24 protein-coding genes are annotated in these 26,733 nt (G+C 70.1%); 21 read left to right on the top strand and 3 right to left on the bottom strand.

Annotated elements, in window-relative coordinates:
• Positions 1-118: 118 nt before the first annotated feature.
• Positions 119-2,647 carry a bifunctional (p)ppGpp synthetase/guanosine-3',5'-bis(diphosphate) 3'-pyrophosphohydrolase gene (locus ABZ904_RS00660; RefSeq protein ID WP_359390015.1) on the top strand — a complete coding sequence of 843 codons (2,529 nt, stop codon included), beginning with the start codon at positions 119-121 and terminating at the stop codon, positions 2,645-2,647.
• 119 nt (positions 2,648-2,766) lie between these two features.
• Here ABZ904_RS00660 and ABZ904_RS00655 read toward each other — a convergent pair whose 3' ends face one another.
• On the bottom strand, positions 2,767-3,996 hold the full coding sequence (locus ABZ904_RS00655; protein WP_360991971.1) for a DUF349 domain-containing protein: 1,230 nt from the start codon (positions 3,994-3,996) through the stop codon (positions 2,767-2,769).
• Between the two features lie 135 nt (positions 3,997-4,131).
• The gene (locus ABZ904_RS00650) at positions 4,132-4,956 is read right to left on the bottom strand and encodes a peptidylprolyl isomerase (protein ID WP_359390021.1); all 825 of its coding nucleotides are present in this window, start codon (positions 4,954-4,956) and stop codon (positions 4,132-4,134) included.
• A gap of 166 nt (positions 4,957-5,122) precedes the next feature.
• On the opposite strand from ABZ904_RS00650, the gene ABZ904_RS00645 reads away from it, so the two are divergent.
• From ABZ904_RS00645 to nusB, 18 genes are all read left to right on the top strand, one after another.
• On the top strand, positions 5,123-5,830 hold the full coding sequence (locus ABZ904_RS00645) for an MBL fold metallo-hydrolase (RefSeq protein ID WP_360991973.1): 708 nt from the start codon (positions 5,123-5,125) through the stop codon (positions 5,828-5,830).
• 13 nt (positions 5,831-5,843) lie between these two features.
• Complete coding sequence (gene hisS, locus ABZ904_RS00640; RefSeq protein WP_359390027.1) at positions 5,844-7,106, top strand: histidine--tRNA ligase; 1,263 nt, start codon at positions 5,844-5,846, stop codon at positions 7,104-7,106.
• Positions 7,107-7,563: 457 nt separating this feature from the next.
• Complete coding sequence (locus ABZ904_RS00635; RefSeq protein WP_359390031.1) at positions 7,564-8,220, top strand: vitamin K epoxide reductase family protein; 657 nt, start codon at positions 7,564-7,566, stop codon at positions 8,218-8,220.
• Between the two features lie 76 nt (positions 8,221-8,296).
• Entirely contained in the window at positions 8,297-9,652 is a 1,356-nt protein-coding gene (locus ABZ904_RS00630) for a replication-associated recombination protein A (protein WP_361820309.1), read from the top strand.
• A gap of 345 nt (positions 9,653-9,997) precedes the next feature.
• Entirely contained in the window at positions 9,998-10,612 is a 615-nt protein-coding gene (gene rpsD, locus ABZ904_RS00625) for a 30S ribosomal protein S4 (protein WP_359390036.1), read from the top strand.
• 192 nt (positions 10,613-10,804) lie between these two features.
• Entirely contained in the window at positions 10,805-11,251 is a 447-nt protein-coding gene (locus tag ABZ904_RS00620) for a DUF948 domain-containing protein (RefSeq protein ID WP_359390040.1), read from the top strand.
• 7 nt (positions 11,252-11,258) lie between these two features.
• A complete protein-coding gene (locus ABZ904_RS00615) occupies positions 11,259-11,609 on the top strand; it encodes a DUF6167 family protein (protein WP_359390042.1) in 351 nt (116 codons plus the stop codon).
• Entirely contained in the window at positions 11,609-14,281 is a 2,673-nt protein-coding gene (gene alaS, locus ABZ904_RS00610; RefSeq protein WP_359390045.1) for an alanine--tRNA ligase, read from the top strand. The genes ABZ904_RS00615 and alaS overlap by 1 nt, the downstream gene beginning before the upstream one ends.
• Before the next feature lie 17 nt (positions 14,282-14,298).
• Positions 14,299-14,763, top strand: coding sequence for a Holliday junction resolvase RuvX (gene ruvX, locus ABZ904_RS00605; RefSeq protein ID WP_359390048.1), 465 nt, complete (start codon positions 14,299-14,301; stop codon positions 14,761-14,763).
• 122 nt (positions 14,764-14,885) lie between these two features.
• A complete protein-coding gene (gene mltG / locus ABZ904_RS00600; protein WP_359390051.1) occupies positions 14,886-16,670 on the top strand; it encodes an endolytic transglycosylase MltG in 1,785 nt (594 codons plus the stop codon).
• Complete coding sequence (locus ABZ904_RS00595) at positions 16,667-17,509, top strand: shikimate dehydrogenase (protein ID WP_360991986.1); 843 nt, start codon at positions 16,667-16,669, stop codon at positions 17,507-17,509. The genes mltG and ABZ904_RS00595 overlap by 4 nt, the downstream gene beginning before the upstream one ends.
• Before the next feature lie 184 nt (positions 17,510-17,693).
• Positions 17,694-18,878 carry a chorismate synthase gene (gene aroC / locus ABZ904_RS00590; protein ID WP_359390056.1) on the top strand — a complete coding sequence of 395 codons (1,185 nt, stop codon included), beginning with the start codon at positions 17,694-17,696 and terminating at the stop codon, positions 18,876-18,878.
• Positions 18,875-19,390 carry a shikimate kinase gene (locus ABZ904_RS00585; protein WP_359390059.1) on the top strand — a complete coding sequence of 172 codons (516 nt, stop codon included), beginning with the start codon at positions 18,875-18,877 and terminating at the stop codon, positions 19,388-19,390. The genes aroC and ABZ904_RS00585 overlap by 4 nt, the downstream gene beginning before the upstream one ends.
• A complete protein-coding gene (gene aroB, locus ABZ904_RS00580) occupies positions 19,387-20,478 on the top strand; it encodes a 3-dehydroquinate synthase (protein ID WP_360991991.1) in 1,092 nt (363 codons plus the stop codon). Before ABZ904_RS00585 ends, aroB begins: the two co-directional genes overlap by 4 nt.
• A 254-nt stretch (positions 20,479-20,732) precedes the next feature.
• Positions 20,733-21,599, top strand: coding sequence for a Pro-rich N-terminal domain-containing protein (locus ABZ904_RS00575; RefSeq protein WP_360991994.1), 867 nt, complete (start codon positions 20,733-20,735; stop codon positions 21,597-21,599).
• A 179-nt stretch (positions 21,600-21,778) separates the two neighbouring features.
• Positions 21,779-22,885 (top strand): aminopeptidase P family protein, encoded by a 1,107-nt coding sequence (locus ABZ904_RS00570; RefSeq protein WP_360991997.1) that lies wholly within the window; start codon positions 21,779-21,781, stop codon positions 22,883-22,885.
• A gap of 42 nt (positions 22,886-22,927) precedes the next feature.
• Entirely contained in the window at positions 22,928-23,494 is a 567-nt protein-coding gene (gene efp, locus ABZ904_RS00565) for an elongation factor P (RefSeq protein WP_359390071.1), read from the top strand.
• Positions 23,495-23,496: 2 nt separating this feature from the next.
• Positions 23,497-23,925: a transcription antitermination factor NusB gene (nusB, locus tag ABZ904_RS00560; protein ID WP_359390073.1), complete on the top strand. Its 429-nt coding sequence runs from the start codon at positions 23,497-23,499 to the stop codon at positions 23,923-23,925.
• Between the two features lie 362 nt (positions 23,926-24,287).
• On the opposite strand, the gene bldD is transcribed toward nusB, so the two are convergent.
• The gene (gene bldD, locus ABZ904_RS00555; RefSeq protein WP_003956405.1) at positions 24,288-24,788 is read right to left on the bottom strand and encodes a transcriptional regulator BldD; all 501 of its coding nucleotides are present in this window, start codon (positions 24,786-24,788) and stop codon (positions 24,288-24,290) included.
• Positions 24,789-25,053: 265 nt separating this feature from the next.
• On the opposite strand from bldD, the gene pyrR reads away from it, so the two are divergent.
• Complete coding sequence (gene pyrR / locus ABZ904_RS00550) at positions 25,054-25,626, top strand: bifunctional pyr operon transcriptional regulator/uracil phosphoribosyltransferase PyrR (protein WP_359390076.1); 573 nt, start codon at positions 25,054-25,056, stop codon at positions 25,624-25,626.
• Between the two features lie 104 nt (positions 25,627-25,730).
• The gene (locus tag ABZ904_RS00545) at positions 25,731-26,729 is read left to right on the top strand and encodes an aspartate carbamoyltransferase catalytic subunit (RefSeq protein WP_360992007.1); all 999 of its coding nucleotides are present in this window, start codon (positions 25,731-25,733) and stop codon (positions 26,727-26,729) included.
• Positions 26,730-26,733 lie beyond the last annotated feature (4 nt).

Here is a 26,733-nt window from a genome sequence, read left to right as displayed (position 1 = left end):
TGCGTTTCCCCAAGGTGAAGCCGTCTCAACGGCCTGAAGGCGAGCCCGGAGCCAGGGATCGCTACCATGGGGTCTCCGGAGCCTGACCGGGGGACCCGGAACGCGCAGAGGAGCCCTCTTGGCAGACGAGGCCCAGCCACTGACCGCCGCCAAGCCCGAGCCGTCTTCGAAGGCCGCGGCGCAGCCCGCCCGGAGCGCGAAGAACGCCCCGCACGGGCCGGTGGAGCACGCCCAGTCGGCGCCCGTCGACCAGGCGGCCGAGCAGCCGCGCCCCAAGCCGGCCCCTGCCGAGCGCTCCGCGGCGGTCCGCCCCGCTCCGGCCCCGCCCACCCGCTCCGGCTCCTCCAACCGCGTACGCGCCCGCTTGGCCCGCCTCGGGGTGCAGCGCGCCAACCCGTACAACCCGGTGCTCGAGCCCCTGCTGCGGATAGTGCGCAGCAACGACCCGAAGATCGAGAACGCGACGCTCCGCCAGGTCGAGCGTGCCTACCAGGTCGCCGAACGCTGGCACCGTGGCCAGAAGCGCAAGAGCGGCGACCCGTACATCACGCATCCGCTGGCGGTGACCACCATCCTCGCCGAGCTGGGCATGGACCCGGCCACCCTGATGGCGGGCCTGCTGCACGACACGGTCGAGGACACCGAGTACGGCCTGGACCAGCTGCGCCGCGACTTCGGCGACACCGTGGCCCTCCTCGTCGACGGCGTCACCAAGCTGGACAAGGTCAAGTTCGGCGAGGCCGCGCAGGCCGAGACCGTGCGCAAGATGGTCGTCGCCATGGCCAAGGACCCGCGCGTCCTGGTCATCAAGCTCGCCGACCGCCTGCACAACATGCGCACCATGCGCTACCTCAAGCGCGAGAAGCAGGAGAAGAAAGCGCGCGAGACCCTGGAGATCTACGCGCCGCTCGCCCACCGGCTGGGCATGAACACCATCAAGTGGGAGCTGGAGGACCTCGCCTTCGCGATCCTCTACCCCAAGATGTACGACGAGATCGTCCGGCTGGTCGCCGAGCGTGCCCCCAAGCGCGACGAGTACCTGGCCATAGTGACCGACGAGGTGCAGTCCGACCTGCGCGCCGCCCGGATCAAGGCGACGGTCACGGGGCGCCCGAAGCACTACTACAGCGTCTACCAGAAGATGATCGTCCGCGGCCGTGACTTCGCGGAGATCTACGACCTGGTCGGCATCCGCGTCCTCGTGGACACGGTCCGCGACTGCTATGCGGCACTGGGCACGGTCCACGCCCGCTGGAACCCGGTTCCGGGGCGATTCAAGGACTACATCGCGATGCCCAAGTTCAACATGTACCAGTCGCTGCACACGACGGTGATCGGACCCAACGGCAAGCCCGTCGAACTCCAGATCCGCACCTTCGACATGCACCGCCGCGCCGAGTACGGCATCGCCGCGCACTGGAAGTACAAGCAGGAGGCCGTCGCGGGCGCCTCCAAGATCCGTACTGACGCGCCTCGTTCGAGCGCCAAGAACGCCAAGGACCACGACGCCGTCAACGACATGGCGTGGCTGCGCCAGTTGCTCGACTGGCAGAAGGAGACCGAGGACCCGAGCGAGTTCCTCGAGTCCCTGCGCTTCGACCTGTCCCGCAACGAGGTCTTCGTCTTCACCCCGAAGGGCGACGTCATAGCGCTTCCGGCCGGTGCCACCCCGGTGGACTTCGCGTACGCGGTCCACACGGAGGTCGGCCACCGGACCATAGGGGCCAGGGTCAACGGCCGGCTCGTCCCGCTCGAATCCACCCTGGACAACGGGGACTTGGTGGAGGTGTTCACCTCCAAGGCGACCGGGGCGGGGCCGTCCCGCGACTGGCTCGGCTTCGTCAAGTCGCCGCGCGCCCGCAACAAGATCCGTGCCTGGTTCTCCAAGGAGCGCCGCGAGGAGGCGATCGAGCAGGGCAAGGACGCGATCGCACGGGCGATGCGCAAGCAGAACCTGCCGATCCAGCGCATCCTGACGGGCGACTCCCTCGTCACTCTGGCCCACGAGATGCGCTACCCGGACATCTCGTCCCTCTACGCGGCCATCGGCGAGGGCCATGTCGCCGCGCAGAACGTCGTGCAGAAGCTGGTGCAGGCGCTCGGCGGCGAGGAAGCGGCCACCGAGGAGATCGACGAGGCCGTTCCGCCGGCCCGGGGCCGTGCCCGCAAGCGGCGCCGGAACCAGGACCCCGGTGTCGTCGTCAGGGGCGTCGACGACGTCTGGGTCAAGCTGGCCCGCTGCTGTACGCCCGTCCCCGGTGACCCGATCATCGGCTTCGTCACCCGCGGCAGCGGTGTGTCCGTTCACCGCAGCGACTGCGTCAACGTCGAGTCCCTGTCCCGGGAGCCGGAGCGCATCCTCGATGTCGAGTGGGCCCCGACGCAGTCGTCGGTCTTCCTCGTCGCGATCCAGGTCGAGGCGCTGGACCGCTCACGGCTGCTCTCGGACGTCACCCGGGTCCTGTCCGACCAGCACGTCAACATCCTCTCGGCCGCGGTCCAGACGTCCCGGGACCGCGTGGCCACCTCCCGCTTCACCTTCGAGATGGGCGACCCGAAGCATCTGGGCCACGTCCTGAAGGCGGTACGGGGCGTGGAGGGCGTCTACGACGTGTACCGCGTGACCTCGGCCCGCAGGCCCTCCTAGCCCGTAGGCACACGAAAGGGGCTCCCGTACACCACGTACGGGAGCCCCCTTCTCGTGCGCGTCCGCACAGGAGGACGTGGAGCGCGGGCGGCGCAGCCCGGGCCCGGTCCGCCCGGTCCTCAGCCGCCGAACTCCTGCAGGCCCTTCAGCGCCTGGTCCAGAAGGGCCTGGCGCCCCTCAAGCTCCTTCTGCAGCTTCTCGGCCTTCGAGGTGTTGCCCGCGGCACGAGCCTGCTCGATCTGGCCCTGCAGCTTGTCCACGGCCGCCTGCAGCTGACCGGTGAGACCCTCGGCGCGGGCCCGCGCCTCCGGGTTGGTCCGGCGCCACTCGTTCTCCTCGGCCTCCTGGATGGCGCGGTCGACCGCGTGCATCCGGCCCTCGACCCTGGGACGCGCGTCGCGCGGCACATGGCCGATGGCCTCCCAGCGCTCGTTGATCGAGCGGAAGGCGGCCCGGGCGGCCTTCAGGTCCGTGATCGGCAGGAGCTTCTCGGCGTCCTCAGCCAGCTCCTCCTTCAGCTTGAGGTTCTCCGACTGCTCGGCGTCCCGCTCGGCGAAGACCGAGCTGCGTGCCGCGAAGAAGACGTCCTGTGCACCGCGGAAGCGGTTCCACAGGTCGTCCTCGTGCTCACGCTGGGCCCGGCCCGCGGCCTTCCACTCGGCCATCAGCTCGCGGTAGCGCGCGGCCGTGGGACCCCAGTCGGTCGAGGCGGACAGCCCCTCGGCCTCGGCGACCAGCTTCTCCTTCGTCTTGCGGGCGTCCTCGCGCTGTGCGTCCAGCTGCGCGAAGTGCGCCTTGCGACGCTTGGAGAAGGCCGACCTGGCATGCGAGAAGCGGTGCCACAGCTCGTCGTCCGATTTCCGGTCGAGCCGCGGCAGCCCCTTCCAGGTGTCCACCAGTGACCTCAGCCGCTCGCCGGCCGACCGCCACTGGTCGGACTGGGCCAGCTCCTCGGCCTCGACGACCAGCGACTCCTTGGCGTGCCGCGCCTCGTCGGACTGCTTGGCCCGCTGCGCCTTGCGCTCCTCGCGGCGCGCCTCGACGGACTCCACGAGCTTTTCCAGTCGCGTCCGCAACGCGGCGAGGTCGCCGACCGCGTGGTGCGCCTCCACCTGCTCGCGCAGGTGGCCGATCGCGGTCTCGGCGTCCTTCGCCGACAGGTCGGTCGTCTGTACTCGCTTCTCGAGGAGGCCGATCTCGACCACCAGGCCCTCGTACTTGCGCTCAAAATAGGCCAGCGCTTCCTCAGGAGAGCCGGCCTGCCAGGAACCGACGACCTGCTCGCCGTCGGCCGTACGCACGTACACGGTCCCCGTCTCGTCGACGCGGCCCCACGGGTCGCTGCTCACAGCGCCTCCTCCACATGATGCCTGCGAGGAGCCTCAGCGCCCCCGGGCATCGTCCACAGTTTCGTCACGGCCAACATAGGCGACCGGCGGGGCGGCTGTCCGCATCCCGCGCGACCGAAATTTCGCAGTTGACGGTCAGGATTTCGCCACTGTGGCCTTGTTGATCACGACCGTCGCGTTCGGTGCGCCGTCACCCGCACCCGTGCTCTCGCCGGCGGCGGCGATTTTCTTGAGTACGTTCATGCCGGCCGCGTCGATGGTGCCGAACGGAGTGTAGGTGGGCGGCAACTGACTGTCCTGGTACACCAGGAAGAACTGGCTGCCACCGGTGTGCTTCTGGCCGGTGTTCGCCATGGCGATCGTGCCCGCCGGATACACGTTCCCCTTCAGGCTCGCGTCCTTCAGGTTCTCGTCGGGGATCGTGTAGCCGGGACCGCCCGCACCGGTGCCCTGCGGGTCGCCGCACTGCAGCACGTAGATGCCGTTGGTGGTGAGCCGGTGGCACTTGGTGTGGTCGAAGAAGCCCTGGCCCGCAAGGAAGTTGAACGAGTTGACGGTGTGCGGGGCCGCGGCCGTCTTCAACGCGATACCGATGTCACCGCACGTGGTCGCGAGCTTCATCGTGTACTTCGCCGAGGTGTCGATGGTCATCGCCGGCTCCTTCTTCCAGCTCAGCGACTTGACCTGGCCCTCGGCGGGCTTGGCACACGGGTCCGGCGCCTTGCTGGCCGCCGCGGAGGCGCTCGGCGTCACCTCCGCGCCGGCGTTGGCCTTCTTGTCGTCGCTCTTCAGCGCCCCGGTCGTGTACAGGGCCAGGCCGGCCACCACGACCACGCCCACCACTGACGCGATGACGGACGTGCGCATGCGTGACTTGCGCCGTGCGTCGGTACGCCGCTGCTGCTGCCGCAAGAATTTCTCCCGGGCGAGCTGTCGCCGCCGCTGTTCCTGGCTGACCACGGGGTTCTCTCCTCATGCGTCTGGTACGCGTCCGGTGCGCGTGCGTCTTGTGTGCCGACTGCATGCGCGTGCCCCGTACCGTATATGGGTTCGCTGAGGAATCGGCAGCGCCGGTAGGCTCTGACCCACAGCCAGTCACCCCCGTACTACACAACGAAGGACGATCGTGCTGATTGCCGGGTTCCCCGCCGGGGCCTGGGGGACCAACTGCTATCTGGTCGCCCCCGCCGCGGGTGAGGAGTGCGTGATCATCGACCCGGGCCACCAGGCCGCCCAGGGAGTCGAGGAGGCGCTCAGGAAGCATCGGCTCAAGCCCGTCGCTGTCGTCCTCACCCATGGCCACATCGACCATGTGGCCTCGGTCGTCCCCGTGTGCGGCGCACACGACGTACCGGCGTGGATCCACCCCCGGGACCGGTACATGATGAGCGATCCGGAGAAAGCGCTCGGGCGGTCCATCGGGATGCCGCTCATGGGTGAGCTCACCGTGGGGGAGCCCGACGACGTCAAGGAGCTGACCGACGGTGCGAGGCTCGAGCTGGCCGGTCTGGAGCTGTCCGTCGCGCATGCGCCCGGTCATACCAAGGGGTCGGTGACCTTCGGCCTGCCCGAGGCGGCGGACATCCCGCCGGTCTTCTTCTCGGGCGACCTGCTGTTCGCCGGCTCCATCGGACGCACCGACCTGCCCGGCGGTGACATGGCCGAGATGCTCGACTCGCTGGCCCGTGTGTGTCTGCCGCTCGACGACTCGACCGTGGTGCTGTCCGGCCACGGCCCCCAGACGACCATCGGCCAGGAGCGCGCCACCAACCCGTATCTGCGGCAGGTGGCCGCCGGCCAGGGAGCCCAGCCCGCTCCCCGACGAGGAATGTGACGAGAGACCTTCCGTGAGCACCTTCAAGGCCCCCAAGGGCACGTACGACCTGATTCCGCCCGAATCCGCCAGGTACCTCGCCGTGCGCGAGGCGATCGCCGCCCCGCTGCGGAACTCCGGCTACGGCTACATCGAGACGCCCGGCTTCGAGAACGTCGAACTCTTCGCCCGCGGCGTCGGTGAGTCCACCGACATCGTCACCAAGGAGATGTACGCCTTCGAGACCAAGGGCGGCGACAGGCTGGCCCTGCGCCCCGAGGGCACCGCCTCGGTGCTGCGGGCGGCGCTGGAGGCCAACCTGCACAAGGCCGGCAACCTGCCGGTCAAGCTCTGGTACTCGGGCTCCTACTACCGCTACGAGCGCCCCCAGAAGGGCCGCTACCGTCACTTCTCGCAGGTCGGCGCGGAGGCGATCGGCGCCGAGGACCCGTACCTCGACGCCGAGCTGATCATCCTGGCCGACCAGGCCTACCGCTCGCTCGGCCTGCGGAACTTCCGCATCCTGCTGAACAGCCTCGGTGACAAGGAGTGCCGCCCGGTCTACCGCAGCGCGCTCCAGGACTTCCTGCGCGGCCTCGACCTGGACGAGGACACACGGCACCGCATCGACATCAACCCGCTGCGGGTGCTCGACGACAAGCGCGAGTCCGTGCAGAAGCAGCTGACGGGCGCCCCGATGCTGCGCGACTACCTGTGCGACGCCTGCAAGGCGTACCACGAGGAGGTGCGCGAGCTCCTCACGTCGGCGGGCGTCTCCTTCGAGGACGACCCGAAGCTGGTGCGCGGTCTGGACTACTACACGCGCACGACGTTCGAGTTCGTCCACGACGGCCTGGGCTCGCAGTCCGCGGTGGGCGGCGGCGGCCGCTACGACGGCCTGTCGGAGATGATCGGCGGTCCCGCGCTGCCGTCCGTGGGCTGGGCGCTGGGCGTCGACCGCACGGTGCTGGCCCTCGAGGCGGAGGGCGTCGAACTCGAACTGCCCGCGTCCACCAGTGTGTTCGCGGTCCCGCTGGGCGAGGAGGCCCGCCGGGTCCTGTTCACCAAGGTCATGGAACTGCGCAAGCTCGGCATCGCGGCCGACTTCTCGTACGGGGCCAAGGGCCTCAAGGGCGCGATGAAGAACGCGAACCGCAGCGGCGCCCGCTACACGATCGTGGCGGGCGAGCGGGACCTCGCGGAGGGCGTGGTCCAGCTGAAGGACATGGAGTCCGGGGAGCAGGTCGCGGTCGGCGTGAACGAGATCGTGGCGGAGCTGGAGTCGAAGCTCGGCTGATCCGGTGCCAAGGGCCCGGGTGTCTACCCGGGCCCCTCGTTCCGAGAGTGAGACGGAGGGCGCGTCTCACGCCGAACGTCAACTCCGTGCGCGCCGGGTAGTCCGGCCGGACGATGCTCGTTCTCAGAAGCGCGCGAGCCTGCCGGGTGAAGATCCAGGCCGGGTACGAGCCCCGGACGCAGTCGCGGATCACCCGACCCGGAGGATCTCCGTTCCGGCGGTGCTGCCCGGAATATCGGGGTTGGGACAGGCGAAACCGCCGGTGGCGCGGGGGACGCCGGGAGGGATTCCGGCGGCCGTGACCGCATGTGTCGCAGCCCACGGGCACCGGCCGAAACCGAACGCTCCGGTCCGATCTCGCGTATCTCCTTATGTCCATCGAACGGTGGTCACACAGACGCGTGCGGCACAATGACCCGTGCCCCCGGTCCAACTCTCGAGTATCGGAATCGACGTGATGAGCAAGACGACAGTGAAGGACGTCTCCACCGAGTCGACCGAGCCGGAGCGCACGCAGACACCCCGGACGGTGGGTGGCAGCCGTGCGTTCGCCCTGCTGCTGGTGATCACAGGTGCGGCCGGCCTGCTCGCCGCGTGGGTCATCACGATCGACAAGTTCAAGATCCTTGAGGGCAAGGTGAGCGGCAAGACGTTCACCCCCAGCTGCAGCATCAACCCCATCGTGTCCTGCGGCAGCGTCATGGAGAGCAAGCAGGCCGCCGCCTTCGGCTTCCCCAACCCGATGCTCGGCCTCGTCTGCTACGGCATCGTGATCTGCGTCGGCATGACCCTGCTGACCCGCGTGAGCTTCCCGCGCTGGTACTGGCTCACCTTCAACTTCGGCACGCTCTTCGGTGTCGCCTTCTGCACCTGGCTGCAGTTCCAGTCGCTGTACCGCATCAACGCGCTCTGCCTGTGGTGCTCGCTGGCCTGGGTCGCCACGATCACCATGTTCTGGTACGTGACCTCGTTCAACGTGCGCAACGACCTGCTGCCCGCCCCGCGTCCGGTGAAGAACTTCCTCGCCGAGTTCACCTGGGTGCTCCCGCTCACCCACGCCGGCATCATCGCCATGCTGATCCTGACCCGGTGGGGCAGCCAGCTCTGGGCCTGAGCCTCTCCACCATCGCCGCACGCCGCCGGGCATCTGGCCCGGCGGCGTTGTCAGTGGTGTGACATAGGGTTTCACCGTGGAGCCCGACCTGTTCACCGCCGCCGCCGAAGAACGCCAGGAGAAGGACCCGACCGGCAGCCCCCTGGCGGTCCGTATGCGCCCGCGCACCCTCGACGAGGTGGTGGGGCAGCAGCACCTGCTCAAGCCGGGATCCCCGCTGCGCAGACTGGTCGGCGAGGGCAACGGCGGGCCCGCCGGACCCTCCTCGGTGATCCTCTGGGGCCCGCCCGGCACCGGCAAGACGACCCTTGCGTACGTCGTCTCCAAGGCCACCAACAAGCGCTTCGTCGAGCTGTCGGCGATCACCGCGGGCGTCAAGGAGGTCCGCGCGGTCATCGACGGCGCCCGCCGCGCCACCGGCGGCTTCGGCAAGGAGACCGTCCTCTTCCTGGACGAGATCCACCGCTTCAGCAAGGCGCAGCAGGACTCCCTGCTCCCGGCCGTAGAGAACCGCTGGGTGACCCTGATCGCGGCGACCACCGAGAACCCGTACTTCTCGGTGATCTCCCCGCTGCTGTCCCGCTCCCTGCTGCTCACGCTCGAACCGCTCACGGACGACGACGTACGCGGCCTGCTCCGCCGGGCCCTGACCGACGAGCGCGGCCTCGCAGGCGCCGTCACGCTGCCCGAGGACACCGAGGCCCATCTGCTGCGGATCGCCGGGGGCGACGCGCGCCGTGCCCTGACGGCCCTGGAGGCCGCCGCCGGGGCCGCGCTCGACAAGGGCGAGTCGGAGATCGGTCTGACGACCCTGGAGGAGACCGTCGACCGCGCCGCGGTGAAGTACGACCGTGACGGCGACCAGCACTACGACGTGGCGAGCGCCCTGATCAAGTCCATCCGCGGCTCGGACGTCGACGCCGCGCTGCACTATCTGGCCCGCATGATCGAGGCAGGGGAGGACCCCCGCTTCATCGCCCGCCGCCTGATGATCTCCGCCAGTGAGGACATCGGCCTCGCCGACCCCAACGCGTTGCCGATAGCCGTCGCCGCCGCCCAGGCCGTCGCGATGATCGGCTTCCCGGAGGCCGCGCTCACCCTCAGCCACGCCACCATCGCCCTCGCCCTGGCCCCCAAGTCCAACGCGGCGACCACGGCGATCGGCGCCGCCATGGAGGACGTCCGCAAGGGACTGGCCGGCCCCGTGCCCCCGCACCTGCGCGACGGGCACTACAAGGGCGCCGCCAAGCTCGGCCACGCGCAGGGGTACGTGTATCCGCACGACCTGCCGGAGGGCATCGCCGCCCAGCAGTACGCCCCCGACGCACTCAAGGACCGCGAGTACTACACGCCGACCCGGCACGGCGGGGAGGCGCGCTACGCGGACGCCGTGGAGTGGACCCGCAAGCACCTGCGTCGCAAGCAGCCGTAAGCAGCCTGTAGACTTTCTCGAAGCGCTGCGTCCCGTGTCCGGTACCTCACAAAAGGGGAGCCGGCACCACCAGAGCGGGACATCCAGCCGGAACCCCACGCCTCACCGCGCGGGGATCCAGGAGCGTCGCGCACCGTCGAACGGTGTCGCGGGCAGCCCACCACCTCCCCGGCAGCGCCGGGGTACGGGTCGGTGGGCCACTCGCGTGCTGCACGTATGTGCCCAGACCAGGGGAGCGGCTGCCCGGCAGGTCCATGTGACCCGCGGGGATTCCCCGGCTGCGGATGCGACCTCCCCTAACCCTGGTGAAGCCGAATACACAGAGAAACACGAGGTGTTTGGTTCATGGCGAACCAGTCCCGCCCCAAGGTCAAGAAGTCGCGTGCCCTCGGCATCGCGCTGACCCCGAAGGCCGTCAAGTACTTCGAGGCCCGCCCCTACCCGCCGGGCGAGCACGGCCGCGGCCGCAAGCAGAACTCGGACTACAAGGTCCGTCTGCTGGAGAAGCAGCGTCTGCGCGCTCAGTACGACATCTCCGAGCGTCAGCTGGTCCGTGCCTACGAGCGTGCCTCCAAGGTGCAGGGCAAGACCGGTGAGGCCCTGATCATCGAGCTGGAGCGTCGTCTCGACGCGCTGGTCCTGCGTTCGGGCATCGCCCGCACGATCTACCAGGCCCGCCAGATGGTCGTCCACGGCCACCTCGAGGTCAACGGCCAGAAGGTCGACAAGCCGTCGTTCCGCGTCCGTCCCGACGACGTCGTGATGGTCCGCGAGCGCAGCCGTCAGAAGCCGCTGTTCGAGATCGCCCGCGAGGGTGGCTTCGCCCCCGACGGTGAGACCCCGCGCTACCTCCAGGTGAACCTCAAGGCCCTGGCGTTCCGCCTGGACCGCGAGCCGAACCGCAAGGAGATCCCGGTGATCTGCGACGAGCAGCTCGTCGTCGAGTACTACGCCCGCTGATCATCCGTCCGCGGACGTAGCACTCCCCACGCGCAGCCCGTCGTCCCCCGCCCTTCCGGGCGAGCGGGGCGGCGGGCTGCCGCGTCTTCCGTACCCGGTCCCAAATCCGGTACGGACCGGCCGTCCCGGCGCGATAGGCTCGGGGGACGACTTTTCGATGTTCAGGCACGTTCTAGGGAGCGGGTGCGCGCGGTGTCCGGTGGAGAGGTTGCCGGGATCCTCGTGGCCGTCTTCTGGGCGATCCTGGTCTCCTTCCTCGCCGTCGCGCTGGCGAGGCTGGCCCAGACGCTCAGGGCGACCACCAAGCTGGTGGCGGACGTGACCGACCAGGCCGTCCCGCTGCTGGCCGACGCCTCCGAGGCGGTGCGCTCCGCGCAGACCCAGATCGACCGGGTCGACGCCATCGCGTCGGACGTCCAGGAGGTCACGTCGAACGCGTCGGCGCTGTCGACGACCGTCGCGTCCACCTTCGGCGGCCCCCTGGTCAAGGTCGCGGCGTTCGGCTACGGCGTGCGCAGGGCGCTGGCCGGCCGCGGTGAGAACGTGCCCGCCAAGGCGCCCCGGCGTACCGTGATCGTGGGCCGCACCGTCCCGTCCGCGCGACGGGGTAAGCGGAACACCCGGGAAAAGAGAGACTGACCGAGCGATGTTCCGCCGTACCTTCTGGTTCACCACGGGCGTCGCCGCCGGTGTGTGGGCCACCACCAAGGTCAACCGCAAGCTGAGGCAGCTGACCCCCGAGAGCCTGGCCGCGCAGGCCGCCAACAAGGCGCTGGACGCGGGGCACCGGCTCAAGGACCGCGCGCTCGACTTCGCGTCCGACGTCCGGGCCGGCATGGCCCAGCGGGAGGCCGAACTCGGTGACGCGCTGGGCCTGACCGCATCCGGCGACCCCGAACTCCCGGCGCCCCGGCGGCACCCCGCCATCGAGAACCGCGACAACCCGAAGTACGTCGAGAGCTCGGCGCACTCGTACAACCGGAATGAGGACCACTGATGGAGTCGGCTGAAATCCGCCGCCGCTGGTTGAGCTTCTTCGAGGAGCGCGGGCACACCGTCGTCCCTTCGGCGTCGCTCATCGCGGACGACCCGACTCTGCTTCTCGTCCCGGCCGGCATGGTGCCCTTCAAGCCCTACTTCCTGGGCGAGGTCAAGCCGCCGTTCCCGCGCGCCACCAGCGTGCAGAAGTGCGTGCGCACGCCCGACATCGAAGAGGTCGGCAAGACCACGCGCCACGGCACGTTCTTCCAGATGTGCGGCAACTTCTCCTTCGGCGACTACTTCAAGGAAGGCGCCATCAAGCTCGCCTGGGAGCTGCTCACCGCGCCCCAGGACAAGGGCGGTTACGGCCTGGACCCCGAGCGTCTGTGGATCACGGTCTACAAGGACGACGACGAGGCCGAGCAGATCTGGCACGAGGTCATCGGCGTGCCCAAGGAGCGCATCCAGCGCCTGGGCATGAAGGACAACTTCTGGTCCATGGGCGTCCCCGGTCCCTGCGGCCCCTGCTCCGAGATCAACTACGACCGCGGCCCCGAGTTCGGCGCCGAGGGCGGCCCCGCCGTCAACGACGAGCGGTACGTGGAGATCTGGAACCTCGTCTTCATGCAGTTCGAGCGCGGCGAGGGCACCGGCAAGGACAACTTCGAGATCCTCGGCGACCTGCCGAGCAAGAACATCGACACGGGCCTCGGCCTGGAGCGGCTCGCCATGATTCTGCAGGGCGTGCAGAACATGTACGAGATCGACACGTCCATGGCCGTGATCAAGAAGGCCACCGAGCTCACCGGTGTCGCCTACGGTCACTCGCACGCCTCGGACGTGTCGCTGCGCGTGGTCACCGACCATATGCGCACCGCCACCATGCTCATCGGCGACGGTGTCACCCCGGGCAACGAGGGCCGCGGCTATGTGCTGCGCCGCATCATGCGCCGCGCCATCCGCAACATGCGTCTGCTCGGCGCCACGGGCCCCGTGGTGAAGGACCTCATCGACACCGTGATCGGGGTGATGGGTCAGCAGTACCCGGAGCTCGTCAGCGAGCGGGAGCGCATCGAGAAGGTCGCCCTCGCCGAGGAGAACGCCTTCCTCAAGACGCTGAAGGCCGGCACCAACATCCTCGACACCGCCGTGACCGAGACCAAGTCCGCCGGTGGCACCGTCCTGTCCGGCGACAAGGCCTTCCTGCTCCACGACACCTGGGGCTTCCCGATCGACCTCACCCTCGAGATGGCCGCCGAGCAGGGCCTGTCCGTGGACGAGGACGGCTTCCGCCGCCTGATGAAGGAGCAGCGGGAGCGCGCCAAGGCCGACGCCCAGTCCAAGAAGACCGGCCACGCCGACCTCGGCGCCTACCGCGAGATCGCCGACACGTCCGGCGAGACCGACTTCATCGGCTACACGGACACCGAGGGCGAGTCCACGGTCGTCGGCATCCTGGTCGACGGTGTCTCGTCCCCCGCCGCCACCGAGGGCGACGAGGTCGAGATCGTCCTCGACCGCACCCCGTTCTACGCCGAGGGCGGCGGCCAGATCGGCGACACCGGCCGCATCAAGGTCGACTCCGGCGCCGTCATCGAGGTCCGCGACACCCAGAAGCCGGTGCCGGGCGTGTACGTCCACAAGGGCGTCGTCCAGGTCGGTGAGGTCATCGTCGGCGCCAAGGCCCAGGCCTCGATCGACACCCGTCGCCGCAAGGCCATCGCCCGCGCCCACTCAGCCACGCACCTGACGCACCAGGCCCTGCGCGACGCCCTCGGCCCGACGGCCGCCCAGGCCGGTTCCGAGAACCAGCCCGGTCGCTTCCGTTTCGACTTCGGCTCCCCCTCCGCCGTTCCGACGGCCGTGATGACCGACGTCGAGCAGAAGATCAACGAAGTGCTCGCCCGCGACCTGGACGTCCAGGCCGAGATCATGGGCATCGACGACGCCAAGAAGCAGGGCGCCATCGCCGAGTTCGGCGAGAAGTACGGCGAGCGCGTCCGCGTCGTGACCATCGGCGACTTCTCCAAGGAGCTGTGCGGCGGCACGCACGTGCACAACACCGCCCAGCTGGGCCTGGTGAAGCTGCTCGGCGAGTCCTCGATCGGCTCCGGTGTCCGCCGTATCGAGGCGCTGGTCGGCGTCGACGCCTACAACTTCCTCGCCCGCGAGCACACGGTCGTCAACCAGCTGACCGAGCTCCTCAAGGGCCGCCCGGAGGACCTGCCGGAGAAGGTCTCCGGGATGCTCGGCAAGCTGAAGGACGCCGAGAAGGAGATCGAGAAGTTCCGCGCCGAGAAGGTGCTCCAGGCCGCCGCCGGTCTCGCCGAGTCCGCCAAGGACGTGCGTGGGATCGCCGTCGTCACCGGCCAGGTCCCGGACGGCACCACTCCGGACGACCTGCGCAAGCTGGTGCTCGACGTGCGTGGTCGCATCCAGGGCGGACGGCCTGCCGTGGTCGCCCTGTTCACCGTGAACAACGGCAAGCCGCTCACGGTCATCGCCACCAACGAGGCCGCCCGCGAGCGCGGTCTCAAGGCCGGTGACCTGGTCCGCACCGCTGCCAAGACGCTCGGCGGCGGCGGTGGCGGCAAGCCGGACGTGGCCCAGGGCGGCGGCCAGAACCCGGCCGCCGTCGGCGAGGCCGTCGAGGCCGTCGAACGGCTGGTCGTCGAGACCACCAAGTAAGAAATCGGTCAAGAAATATGAGAAGAGGACGCCGGCTCGCGATCGATGTCGGTGACGCCCGTATCGGGGTCGCCTCGTGCGACCCCGACGGGATCCTGGCCACTCCGGTGGAGACGGTCGCGGGCCGGGACGTCCCGGCGGCTCAACGGCGGCTGAAGCAGCTCGTAGAGGAGTACGAGCCGATCGAGGTCGTCGTCGGCCTCCCCCGCTCTCTCAAGGGGGGTGAGGGTCCGGCCGCGGTGAAGGTCCGCGGCTTCGCGCAGGAGTTGGCGCGTTTGATCGCGCCCGTGCCGGTGAGGCTCGTGGACGAACGGATGACCACGGTGACGGCCGGTCAGGGGTTGCGCGCCTCGGGAGTGAAGTCCAAGAAGGGCCGGTCCGTGATCGACCAGGCCGCCGCCGTCATCATCCTCCAGCAAGCGCTGGAATCCGAACGAGTGTCAGGTAAAGCACCGGGCGAGGGCGTCGAACTGGTCATCTGATCGCGATACGGTAACGTTCCGCGCGGTGCGATGGCATTCGAACAGCTACCGCACAGCAATGAGGCGGAACGGAAGCCGAGCCACCAGCGCCTGCGACCGCCGCTTTCGGCTCTAGGGGATCGATGACTGAGTATGGCCGGGGCCCGGGCTCCGCACCGTGGCATCCCGAGGACCCGTTGTACGGGGACGGCGGATGGCAAGGACAGCAGTCCGGCGCGGACCAGTCCCCGTACGGCGACCCGTCGCAGCAGTACCCGGAGCAGCCGCAGCAGCAGCACTACGGCGAGTGGGGCGGCGCCCAGCAGCCGGGCTACGGCCAGGGACACCAGGGCTACCAGCAGTACCCGGGCCACAGGCAGCAGCAGTATCCGCAGCAGGGACAGCCGCAGGGCGGGCAGCAGCAGTACCCGCAGCAGGGTGGGCAGCAGTACCCGCAGCAGCAGTACCCGCAGCAGGGCGGGCAGCAGTACCCGCAGCAGGGGCAGCCGCAGTACGGGGGGCAGCAGCAGGGGTACGACAACTCCGGCTGGAACGGACAGAGCCAGGTTCCCCAGCACTCGGACCCGGCGGACCCGTACGGCACCCGGTCCGGCGCTCAGCAGCCCGACTTCTACCCGACGCCGGGCGCGTATCCGCCCCCCGAGCCGCCGAGCCGGCGGCGTGCCGAGCCGGAACCGGAGACCGACTGGGACCCGGGCCCCGACCAGGGCGAACACGCCTTCTTCACGGGCGGGGACGACGACGATGACGACGACGAGCCGGGTGACCGCCGCGGCCGACGGGGCCGCGGCGACCAGGACAACAAGGGCAAAAAGGGCAAGAAGCGCCGCAACGGATGTGCCTGCCTGGTGGTCGTGCTGGTCCTCGGCGGCGGTGTCGGCGGGGTCGGTTACTTCGGGTACCAGTTCTACCAAAATCGTTTCGGCCCGGCTCCCGACTACGCCGGCGAAGGTGACGGCGAGCAGGTCACGGTCACCATTCCCGACGGTGCCACCGGGGCCACCATCGGACAGGTGCTGAAAAAGGCCGGTGTGGTCAAGAGCGTCGACGCGTTCGTGGCGGCGCAGGGGCAGAACCCCGAGGGCAAGACCCTCCAGGCGGGCACCTACACGCTGAACCAGCACATGTCCGCGGCCGCCGCCGTCCAGTTGATGCTCAGCCCGAAGAGCAAGAACAACCTGATCATCGCCGAGGGGCGACGCAACGCGGAAATCTACGCGGCGATCGACGAGCGTCTGAAGCTGAAGGCGGGCACCACCAAGGACATCGCCGCGAAGAAGTGGAAGACCCTCGGACTGCCCGACTGGGCGAACACCAACAAGGACATCAAGGACCCGCTCGAAGGGTTCCTGTACCCGTCGAGTTATCCGGTCGCCAAGGGCATGAAGCCCGAGGACGTCCTCAAGCAGATGGTCGACAGGTCGAAGCAGAAGTACGCCGAGTTCGGCATCCAGGCCAAGGCCAAGAGCCTCAACCTGGACAATCCGCTGCAGGTCCTGACGGTCGCGAGCCTCGTCCAGGCGGAGGGCAAGTACAAGCGCGACTTCGAGAAGGTCGCGACGGTCGTCTACAACCGGCTCAAACCGGACAACACCGAGACCTACGGCCTGCTCGACTTCGACTCGACGGTGAACTACTTCCGCGGTCAGTCCAAACTCGCCACCGGGTCGGTCAACGATCTGCGACAGATCAACAACCCGTACAACACGTACAAGTTCAAGGGCCTGCCGCCCGGACCGATCGACAACCCCGGCGAAGTGGCGATCAAGGCTGCCCTCAAGCCGGCCAAGGGGAACTGGTACTACTTCGTCTCGATAAACGAGAACGAGACACTGTTCGCCGAGACCAACGCAGAGCAGAACCGCAACCGCGAGAAGTACCTCGAACAGCAGAAGAAGGGTCAATGACGGGCACCGTCGGCAAGCGCCGGGCCGCCGTCCTCGGCTCTCCGATCGCCCACTCCCTCTCCCCGGTGCTGCACCGCGCCGCGTACCGGGAACTGGGCCTCGAGAGCTGGTCGTACGACCGCTTCGAGGTCGACGAGGAGGCGCTGCCCCGGTTCGTGGAGGCGCTCGGACCCGAATGGGCCGGGCTGTCGCTGACCATGCCGTTGAAGCGGGCCGTCATCCCGCTGCTCGACTCCGTCAGCGACACCGCCGCCTCGGTGGAGGCCGTGAACACCGTCGTGTTCGACAGGGACGGGCGGCGCCTCGGCGACAACACCGACATCCCCGGGATGGTCGCCGCGCTGCGCGAGCGGGGCATCGAGCAGGTCGGCTCCGCCGCGATCCTGGGTGCGGGCGCCACCGCCTCCTCCGCGCTGGCCGCGCTCGCCAGGATCTGCACCGGCGAGGTCGTCGCCTATGTGCGCAGCGAGGCGCGGGCCGCCGAGATGCGCAGGTGGGGCGAGCGGCTCGAGGTCGACGTCCGTACCGCGGACTGGTCACTGGCCGACCGGGCGCTGCGCGCGCCGCTGGTCGTCGCCACCACGCCGGCCGGGACGACGGACGCGCTGGCCGCCGCCGTTCCCGAACGCCCGGCCGCCCTCTTCGACGTGCTCTACGACCCCTGGCCCACGGCTCTCGCCGCCCGCTGGTCCATGTACGGCGGTGCCGTGATCAGCGGTCTCGACCTGCTGGTGCACCAGGCCGTGCTGCAGGTCGAGCAGATGACGGGCCACGCCCCGGCCCCCGTGGACGCCATGCGCACGGCGGGCGAGCACGCCCTGGCGGCCCGCCGGACGTGACCGGCACCGGCCCTCCCGACCGGTCCGCTCCCGTCCGCCTGATGGACCTGGGACCGGTTCCCGCCCCCGGACGTGGGAGGATCGGAGGTGGCGGGCCGGGACCGCGCACCCGGTGTCGCCGTCGCCGTACGCGAGGACGCGTGTACGCAGGGCAGTACCAGAGCGCGAGCACTGAGGAGCACCGTTGAGCAGGTTGCGCTGGCTGACCGCGGGGGAGTCCCACGGTCCCGCACTTGTCGCGACGCTGGAGGGCCTTCCCGCCGGCGTGCCGATCACCACGGACATGGTGGCGGATCACCTGGCGCGGCGTCGGCTGGGCTATGGGCGCGGTGCCCGGATGAAGTTCGAGCGGGACGAGGTCACCTTCCTGGGCGGGGTCCGCCACGGACTCACCCTGGGCTCCCCGGTCGCGGTGATGGTCGGCAACACCGAGTGGCCCAAGTGGGAGCAGGTGATGGCCGCCGACCCGGTCGATCCGGAGGTGCTCGAGGGGCTGGCGCGCAACGCACCGCTGACCCGGCCGCGGCCCGGGCACGCCGACCTCGCCGGTATGCAGAAGTACGGCTTCGACGAGGCTCGGCCGATCCTGGAGCGGGCGTCGGCCCGGGAGACCGCGGCGCGCGTGGCGCTGGGCGCGGTGGCGCGGTCGTACCTGAAGGAGACGGCCGGGATCGAGATCGTGTCCCATGTGGTCGAGCTCGCGTCGGCGAAGGCGCCGTACGGCGTGTACCCGACCCCGGCGGACGTGGAGCGGCTGGACGCCGACCCGGTGCGGTGCCTGGACGCTGACGCGTCGAAGGCGATGGTCGCGGAGATCGACCAGGCGCACAAGGACGGCGACACCCTCGGCGGTGTGGTCGAGGTCCTCGCCTACGGCGTGCCGGTGGGCCTCGGTTCGCATGTGCACTGGGACCGCCGGCTCGACGCGCGGCTCGCGGCCGCGCTGATGGGCATCCAGGCGATCAAGGGCGTCGAGGTCGGCGACGGCTTCGAGCTGGCGCGCGTGCCGGGCTCGAAGGCACACGACGAGATCGTCACCACGCCCGACGGCATCAAGCGGGCGACCGGCCGCTCCGGCGGCACCGAGGGCGGGCTGTCCACCGGTGAGCTGCTGCGCGTACGCGCCGCCATGAAGCCCATCGCCACCGTGCCCCGGGCGCTGCAGACCGTGGACGTGGCCACGGGCGAGCCGACGCAGGCGCACCACCAGCGGTCCGACGTGTGCGCGGTCCCGGCGGCCGGAATCGTCGCGGAGGCGATGGTGGCCCTGGTCCTCGCGGACGCGGTGGCGGAGAAGTTCGCCGGTGACAACGTGGCCGAGACGCGCCGTAACGTCCGCTCCTACCTCGAGAGCCTGGCGATCCGGTGAGCGCGCCGGTGGTGGTCCTGGTGGGCCCGATGGGGGTGGGCAAGTCCACGGTCGGGCAGCTGCTGGCGGAGCGGCTAGGCGTCGGCTACCGGGACACGGACGACGACATCGTCGCCGAGCAGGGCCGGTCCATCTCCGACATCTTCGTGGACGAGGGCGAGCCGGTCTTCCGCGCCCTGGAGAAGCAGGCGGTGCGTGAGGCACTGGCCGGGCACCAGGGGGTTCTCGCCCTCGGCGGGGGCGCGATCCTGGACGAGGAGACACGGGCCCTGCTGAGCGGGCACCGGGTCGTGTATCTGTCCATGGACGTCGAGGAGGCGGTCCGGCGCACCGGTCTCAACACGGCCCGCCCGCTGCTCGCCGTCAACCCGCGCCGGCAGTGGCGCGAACTGATGGAGGCCCGCCGCCACCTCTACGAGGAGGTCGCGACGGCCGTCGTCGCCACCGATGGCCGCAGCCCCGAAGAGGTCACCCAAGCCGCCCTGGACGCACTGGAGTTGAAGGAAGCATGAGCGAGGCAGTGACGCGGATCCAGGTCGGTGGCACGGCAGGGACCGACCCCTATGAGGTCCTGGTCGGCCGTCAACTCCTCGGCGAGCTGCCCGGTCTGATCGGTGACCGGGCCAGGCGGGTCGCGGTGATCCACCCCGAGGCGCTGACCGAGACAGGCGAGGTCCTGCGCGCCGACCTCGCCGAGCAGGGCCTCGAGGCGATCGCCATCCAGGTGCCGAACGCCGAGGAGGCCAAGACGGCCGAGGTCGCCGCCTACTGCTGGAAGGCGCTCGGCCAGTCCGGCTTCACCCGCACCGACGTCATCGTCGCCGTGGGCGGTGGCGCGACCACCGACCTGGCCGGGTTCGTGGCCGCGACCTGGCTGCGCGGGGTGCGCTGGATCGCCGTTCCGACCACCGTGCTGGCGATGGTGGACGCCGCGGTCGGCGGCAAGACCGGCATCAACACCGCCGAGGGCAAGAACCTGGTGGGCGCCTTCCATCCGCCCGCGGGCGTGCTGTGCGACCTCGCCGCGCTGGACTCCCTGCCGGTCAACGACTACGTCTCCGGGCTCGCCGAGGTCATCAAGGCCGGCTTCATCGCCGACCCGGTGATCCTGGATCTGATCGAGGAGGACCCGCAGGCCGCCCGCACCCCGGCCGGACCACACACGGCCGAGCTGATCGAACGCTCCATCAAGGTCAAGGCCGAGGTCGTCTCCTCGGACCTGAGGGAGTCGGGCCTGCGCGAGATCCTCAACTACGGGCACACGCTCGGCCACGCGATCGAGAAGAACGAGCGGTACAAGTGGCGCCACGGCGCCGCGGTCGCCGTCGGTATGCACTTCGCCGCCGAACTCGGGCGTCTGGCGGGCCGGTTGGACGACGTGACCGCCGACCGCCACCGTACGGTCCTGGAGTCGGTCGGGCTGCCGCTGCACTACCGCTACGACCAGTGGCCCAAGCTGCTGGAGACGATGAAGGTCGACAAGAAGTCCCGCGGCGACCTGCTCCGCTTCATCGTCCTGGACGGTCTGGCCAAGCCCGCCGTGCTCGAGGGCCCGGACCCGGCGGTCCTGCTCGCCGCGTACGGAGAAGTGGGGGAGTAGCCCCTTCCCGGGCGCCTGCGGGCCTGCCGTGCGGTCGCCGCTCGTCCGCGGGGTCTGTGCGGCGGGCGACGCGTTCCGCTCGGCCCGGCTGCCCCGATCCGCCTGCGGCGACGGGCACTTCGGGCCCCTCCCGGCCGTTCACACAACGGCGGCCGGGGACGGTACCGTTCGGTAGGCAGCGGGGCGGCAGGCCTCGCGGCCAGCGCCGATCGCCCGCCGGAGGCGAACCGAAACACGAGACGGAGTGGCACCGGATGCAGGACGCAGTGGGAGCTCCGCTGCCGCCGCCCCACGAGCCGGGGCACGGTCCGGCGACCACTTGGGCACCGGATGCACACCATCCGGGACAGCCCGGCGCCCAGCCGGGCCCCGGACCGCAGGCCCCGCCCGCGCCGGGTTTCGCGGTACCACCCGCGCCCGCCGGTGCCCCGCACGCCCATGTCCCGACGGCCCAGCCGCCTCTCCCGCCCGCGCCGGACACCACGGGCCATGTGCAACTACCACCCGGCGGCCCGGTCGGCATGCCGAGCGCACCGCCGGCCCCGGGCGCGCCCGACCTCGCGGCCACCACGCTCGCCGTACTGCTCATAGGCCCGGCCGGTGCGGGCAAGACGAGCGTCGCCAAGTACTGGGCCGGCCATCGCAGGACCCCCACGGCCCACATCAGCCTCGACGACGTACGCGAATGGGTGCGCTCGGGCTTCGCCGACCCGCAGTCGGGCTGGAACGACCACTCGGAGGCGCAGTATCGTCTCGCCCGCCGTACCTGCGGCTTCGCCGCCCGCAACTTCCTGGCGAACGGGATCTCCTGCATCCTCGACGACGCCGTCTTCCCGGACCGCCCGGTCGTCGGCCTCGGCGGCTGGAAGCGGCATGTGGGCCCGGGCCTGCTGCCGGTCGTGCTGCTGCCCGGCCTGGAGGTGGTCCTGGAGCGCAATGCCGAGCGCACCGGCAACCGCCGGCTCACCGACGAGGAAGTCGCGCGCATCCATGGCCGTATGGCCGGCTGGTACGGCTCCGGACTGCCGATCGTCGACAACTCTCAGCTCGACGTCCCGGGCACGGCCCGGGTCCTGGACGAGGTACTGGCCCGCTCGATCGCGAGCCCACCGCAGTGGTGAGGCCCTGACGGGCCCGTCCCGGAGACGGGGCCGTCGGACCCCACGCGGGTGAGATCCCACTGGACAGGCATCCTCCGGACGGCCGACCGCCGGGCCCGCGATGCGGCCTCCACGGGTGAGAGCCGCCCGTCCGGACCTCTGGAACGGCGACATTCGGCTGACGCTCGTAGGCTCGGGTCATGTCAGAGGTGTACGCGGCCCGCCGGGAGCGGCTGAGGGAGCGCTGCAGCGCGGGCGGCAGCGCGACGGCGCTGGTCTCCCGCCCCGCCAACGTTCGTTATCTCGCGGGCGCCGCGCCCAGGGGCGCCGTACTGCTGCTGGGCATCGGTCACGACGTGCTGGTGTGCGCCGGACCGCCGGACGACCAGATCGCCGACGGACGGCCCGACGAGGCGCTGCGGGTGCACGCGCTGCCGGTGCCCGCCGGTGACACCGCCGTCGCCGCGGCCGATCTGGCCGCCTCGCAGGGTGCCGAGTCCCTGGCGCTCGAAGAGCACCACCTCACCGTGGCCCGGCACCGGGCCCTCAGATCCGTCGCCCCCCGGCTGCGGCTCAGCGATCTCGGCAGTGCCGTCGAGCAGCTGCGGGTCGTCAAGGACGAGGAGGAGATCGCCCTGCTGCGGATCGGCGCCGAGATCGTCGACCAGGCCCTGAGCGAGCTGCTGGAGTCGATCCTCGTCGGGCGCACCGAGCGCCATCTCGCCCTCGAACTGGAGCGGCGGCTCGTCGACCACGGGGCCGACGGACCCGCCTTCGCCACCTCGGTCGCGACCGGGCCCAACTCCGGCCGCCGCTGTCACCGACCCACCGACCGGAGGGTGGAGGAGGGCGACTTCCTCTCCGTCTGCCTCGGGGCCGCCTATCGCGGCTACCGCTGCGAGATCGGCCGCACGTTCGTGATCGGCACCTCGCCCGCCGACTGGCAGATCGAGCTGTACGACCTGGTCTTCGCTGCCCAGCGCGCCGGACGACAGGCCCTGACACCCGGCGCCGCCAACCGCGAGGTGGACCGCGCGGCGCGTCAGGTACTGGATTCCGCGGGGTACGGCGGGTGCCTTCCGCCACTGACGGGGCACGGGGTGGGGCTCGAAATCGACGAGGACCCGCAGTTGGCTCCCACAGCCATGGGTAAACTGGACACTTGCGTGCCGGTCACCATCGAACCGGGGGTACACCTCCCGGGACGGGGCGGTGTCCGGATCGATGACACGCTCGTCGTACGCCCCGAGGCGGACGGCGGACCCGAGCTACTCACCATCACGACCAAGGAGCTGCTCGCGCTGTAGCGCGCGCCCCGGGGTCGTACCAGTCCAGGAGATTCCGCAACCGTGGCTTCCACGAACGACCTCAAGAACGGCATGGTGCTCAAGCTCGAAGGCGGCCAGCTCTGGTCCGTCGTCGAGTTCCAGCACGTCAAGCCCGGCAAGGGCCCCGCCTTCGTGCGCACCAAGCTCAAGAACGTGCTCTCCGGCAAGGTCGTCGACAAGACCTTCAACGCCGGTGTCAAGGTCGAGACGGCCACCGTCGACAAGCGCGACATGCAGTACTCGTACAAGGACGGCGACTACTTCGTCTTCATGGACATGGAGACGTACGACCAGCTGCACATCGACCCGAAGGCCGTCGGTGACGCCGCGAACTTCCTCATCGAGGGCTTCACGGCAGTCGTCGCGCAGCACGAGGGCGAGGTGCTCTTCGTCGAGCTGCCCGCCGCTGTCGAGCTGACCATCGCCGAGACCGAGCCGGGTGTCCAGGGCGACCGCTCCACCGGCGGCACCAAGCCCGCCACGCTGGAGACCGGCCACCAGATCCAGGTCCCGCTCTTCATCACCACCGGCGAGAAGATCAAGGTCGACACCCGCACGAGCGACTACCTCGGCCGGGTGAACGCTTAACCGTGGCTGCCCGTAACACGGCACGTAAACGCGCCTTCCAGATCCTCTTCGAGGGGGACCAGCGCGGGGCCGCCGTCCTCACGGTCCTCGCGGACTGGATCCGGCTCTCGCGCGACGACACCCGGCAGCCGCCGGTGAGCGAGTACACGATGCAGCTCGTCGAGGGCTACGCGGAGCACGCGCAGCGCATCGACGAGCTGATCGCGCAGTACGCGGTCGGCTGGACGCTGGACCGGATGCCGGTCGTCGACCGGAACATCCTGCGTCTGGGCGCCTATGAGCTGATCTGGGTCGACGAGACCCCGGACGCGGTGGTGCTCGACGAGATGGTGCAGCTCGCCAAGGAGTTCTCCACGGACGAGTCGCCCGCGTTCGTCAACGGACTGCTGGGCCGTCTCAAGGACCTGAAGCCGAGCCTGCGTCGCGACTAGGCGTGCGGCCGACACGCCCGACGCCGACGACTGGCCGGCGGTTCCACGGGGAAGCCCCCGGACCGCCGGCCGTCGTCGCCTCCGTGGCAGGCACGGTCACCGCTCCGCATGCAACCGCCCCGCCCGCCTTCCGCGCGGGCCTCTCGGGCCCCGCCACGGCCCTCTCGGCCAGCGATCCCGCCTGCCGCGAGGTCGTCCGGGAGGTCGTGGCAACAGTGACCGCCGGGGCCGGTGTGTGCGGCGTGGCGGGTGGGCCAGGGCCGCGCCGGCGGGTCCTCACAGGGCGCAACAGAACCGCCCCCGCGCGGTGCCGGTGAGGGCAGCGCACAGGGGCGGCACGTTTCTGCTGAGGGCGGGAGCGGTCAGCTCTCCTCGTGGGAGACGGCGCGGCGCGCGTCCGCGTCGAGGACACCCCAGCTGATCAGCTGCTCGGTGAGGACGGAAGGCGACTGGTCGTAGATGACCGCGAGGGTGCGCAGGTCGTCCTGGCGGATCGACAACACCTTGCCGTTGTAGTCACCGCGCTGGGACTGGATCGTGGCCGCGTACCGCTGCAGCGGGCCGGCCTTCTCGGCCGGCACATGGGCCAGCCGCTCCAGGTCGAGGACCAGTTTCGGCGGCGGCTCCGCGGCGCCGCCGGGCGTGGTGCCGGGCAGCAGTTCCTGCACCGGAACCCCGTAGAAATCCGCCAGCTCGGCGAGGCGCTGGACGGTGACGGCGCGGTCGCCGCGCTCATACGAACCGACGACGACTGCCTTCCAGCGGCCCTGGGACTTCTCCTCCACACCGTGGAGGGAAAGGCCCTGCTGGGTGCGGATGGCCCGGAGCTTGGCCCCGAGCTGTTTGGCGTATTCGCTGGACATATAGCTCCCCGGACACGGTGTCGACGTGCGGCTCGGCCGCGCGGCTGGTGACTCACTGTGAGGTTACGCAGCGTGACTCTCCCCCGTCAAGCCGAATGGTCCGGACCGACCCTTCCGTGGTAGACGGCCCGCCGTGCCGCCGGACGGGTGACGCGTGCGGCCAGGGGGGTGACGGGGCACCGCCGGCGGCCTGGTAGCGTGTATGGCGCAATTCCGACGTCCTTTAAGGTCCGTCCCGTGAGGCGGAGAAGGAGGTCCGTTTCGTATGGACACGCAGCATTCCGATGCGCGGGCCGTCCTCGAAGGCCCCGACATCGCACGGGTGTTGACCCGTATCGCCCATGAGATCGTCGAGCGCGCCAAGGGTGCCGACGACGTGGTGCTCCTCGGCATTCCGACCCGGGGCGTCTTCCTCGCCCGGCGGCTCGCCGACAAGCTGGAGCAGATCACCGGCCGCAAGATCCCGGTCGGCTCCCTCGACATCACCATGTACCGCGACGACCTGCGCATGCAGCCGCCGCGAGCGCTGGCCCGCACCGAGATTCCCGGTGACGGCATCGACGGCCGCCTCGTGGTCCTCGTCGACGACGTGCTCTTCTCCGGCCGCACCATCCGCGCCGCCCTCGACGCCCTGAACGACATCGGGCGGCCGCGTGCGGTCCAGCTCGCGGTCCTGGTCGACCGCGGCCACCGCGAACTGCCGATCCGCGCCGACTACGTCGGCAAGAACCTCCCCACGTCGCTGCGGGAGACGGTCAAGGTCCAGCTCGCCGAGGAGGACGGTCGCGACACCGTGCTGCTCGGCGCCAAGCAGACCGCCCCGGGCGCACAGCACTAGCACTCCGGCGTACGCCACAAGTTCACGCCTCGCGAGTGCGCCCCAGCGCGCGCCCGCCTGCCCGAATCCTCCCGAATGATGAACTGCCTTACGGAGCCTGAAAGATGCAGCGCCATCTGATCTCGGCCGCCGACCTCACCCGCGACGACGCCGTCCTGATCCTCGACACCGCCGAGGAGATGGCCCGGGTCGCGGACCGGCCGATCAAGAAACTGCCGACCCTGCGCGGCCGCACCGTCGTCAACCTGTTCTTCGAGGACTCGACCCGTACCCGGATCTCCTTCGAAGCCGCCGAGAAGCGCCTGTCCGCGGACGTCATCAACTTCTCCGCCAAGGGATCGAGCGTGTCCAAGGGCGAGTCCCTCAAGGACACCGCGCAGACCCTGGAGGCCATGGGCGTCGACGCTGTCGTCATCCGGCACGGCGCCTCCGGAGCCCCCTACCGTCTGGCCAACTCCGGCTGGATCGACGCCGCCGTGATCAACGCCGGCGACGGCACCCACCAGCACCCCACCCAAGCGCTGCTCGACGCCTTCACCATGCGCCGCCGCCTGGTCGGACGGGACGCGGGCATCGGCCGCGACCTCGCCGGCAAGCACATCACGATCGTCGGAGACGTCCTGCACAGCCGGGTCGCCCGCTCCAACGTCGACCTGCTGCACACGCTCGGCGCCGAGGTCACCCTCGTCGCCCCGCCGACCCTGCTGCCGATCGGCGTCGGATCCTGGCCCTGCGAGGTCTCCTACGACCTCGACTCCACCCTGCCCAAGTCCGACGCCGTGATGATGCTGCGCGTCCAGCGCGAGCGCATGAACGCCGCCTTCTTCCCCACCGAGCGCGAGTACGCCCGGCGCTACGGCCTCGACGCCGACCGCATGGCGAAGATGCCCGAGGACGCCATAGTGATGCACCCCGGGCCGATGGTCCGCGGCATGGAGATCACCGCCGAGGTGGCCGACTCCGACCGCTGCACCGCCATCGAGCAGGTGGCGAACGGCGTCTCGATCCGCATGGCGGTCCTGTACCTGCTGCTCGGAGGCGCCGTGTTCGACGCGAAGAGCACGCCCGCCGGCACCCCTGCCCGTACCACCGAGGAGAAGTAAGAAC

It is taken from the genome of Streptomyces sp. NPDC046900 (assembly GCF_040644975.1).
Lineage (GTDB): Bacteria > Actinomycetota > Actinomycetes > Streptomycetales > Streptomycetaceae > Streptomyces.
The sequence above is the reverse complement of the archived record's forward strand: the minus strand, read 5'-3'. Positions and strand labels throughout refer to the sequence as shown.

What these genes read in the sequence shown, in the direction of transcription:
- ABZ904_RS00635 (WP_359390031.1), top strand. Translation starts at nt 7,564, where the DNA reads ATGAGCAAGACGACAGTGAAGGACGTCTCCACCGAGTCGACCGAGCCG.
- rpsD (WP_359390036.1), top strand. Translation starts at nt 9,998, where the DNA reads ATGGCGAACCAGTCCCGCCCCAAGGTCAAGAAGTCGCGTGCCCTCGGC.
- ABZ904_RS00615 (WP_359390042.1), top strand. Translation starts at nt 11,259, where the DNA reads ATGTTCCGCCGTACCTTCTGGTTCACCACGGGCGTCGCCGCCGGTGTG.
- alaS (WP_359390045.1), top strand. Translation starts at nt 11,609, where the DNA reads ATGGAGTCGGCTGAAATCCGCCGCCGCTGGTTGAGCTTCTTCGAGGAG.
- ruvX (WP_359390048.1), top strand. Translation starts at nt 14,299, where the DNA reads ATGAGAAGAGGACGCCGGCTCGCGATCGATGTCGGTGACGCCCGTATC.
- mltG (WP_359390051.1), top strand. Translation starts at nt 14,886, where the DNA reads ATGACTGAGTATGGCCGGGGCCCGGGCTCCGCACCGTGGCATCCCGAG.
- ABZ904_RS00595 (WP_360991986.1), top strand. Translation starts at nt 16,667, where the DNA reads ATGACGGGCACCGTCGGCAAGCGCCGGGCCGCCGTCCTCGGCTCTCCG.
- aroB (WP_360991991.1), top strand. Translation starts at nt 19,387, where the DNA reads ATGAGCGAGGCAGTGACGCGGATCCAGGTCGGTGGCACGGCAGGGACC.
- ABZ904_RS00575 (WP_360991994.1), top strand. Translation starts at nt 20,733, where the DNA reads ATGCAGGACGCAGTGGGAGCTCCGCTGCCGCCGCCCCACGAGCCGGGG.
- ABZ904_RS00570 (WP_360991997.1), top strand. Translation starts at nt 21,779, where the DNA reads ATGTCAGAGGTGTACGCGGCCCGCCGGGAGCGGCTGAGGGAGCGCTGC.
- bldD (WP_003956405.1), bottom strand. Translation starts at nt 24,788, where the DNA reads ATGTCCAGCGAATACGCCAAACAGCTCGGGGCCAAGCTCCGGGCCATC.
- pyrR (WP_359390076.1), top strand. Translation starts at nt 25,054, where the DNA reads ATGGACACGCAGCATTCCGATGCGCGGGCCGTCCTCGAAGGCCCCGAC.
- ABZ904_RS00545 (WP_360992007.1), top strand. Translation starts at nt 25,731, where the DNA reads ATGCAGCGCCATCTGATCTCGGCCGCCGACCTCACCCGCGACGACGCC.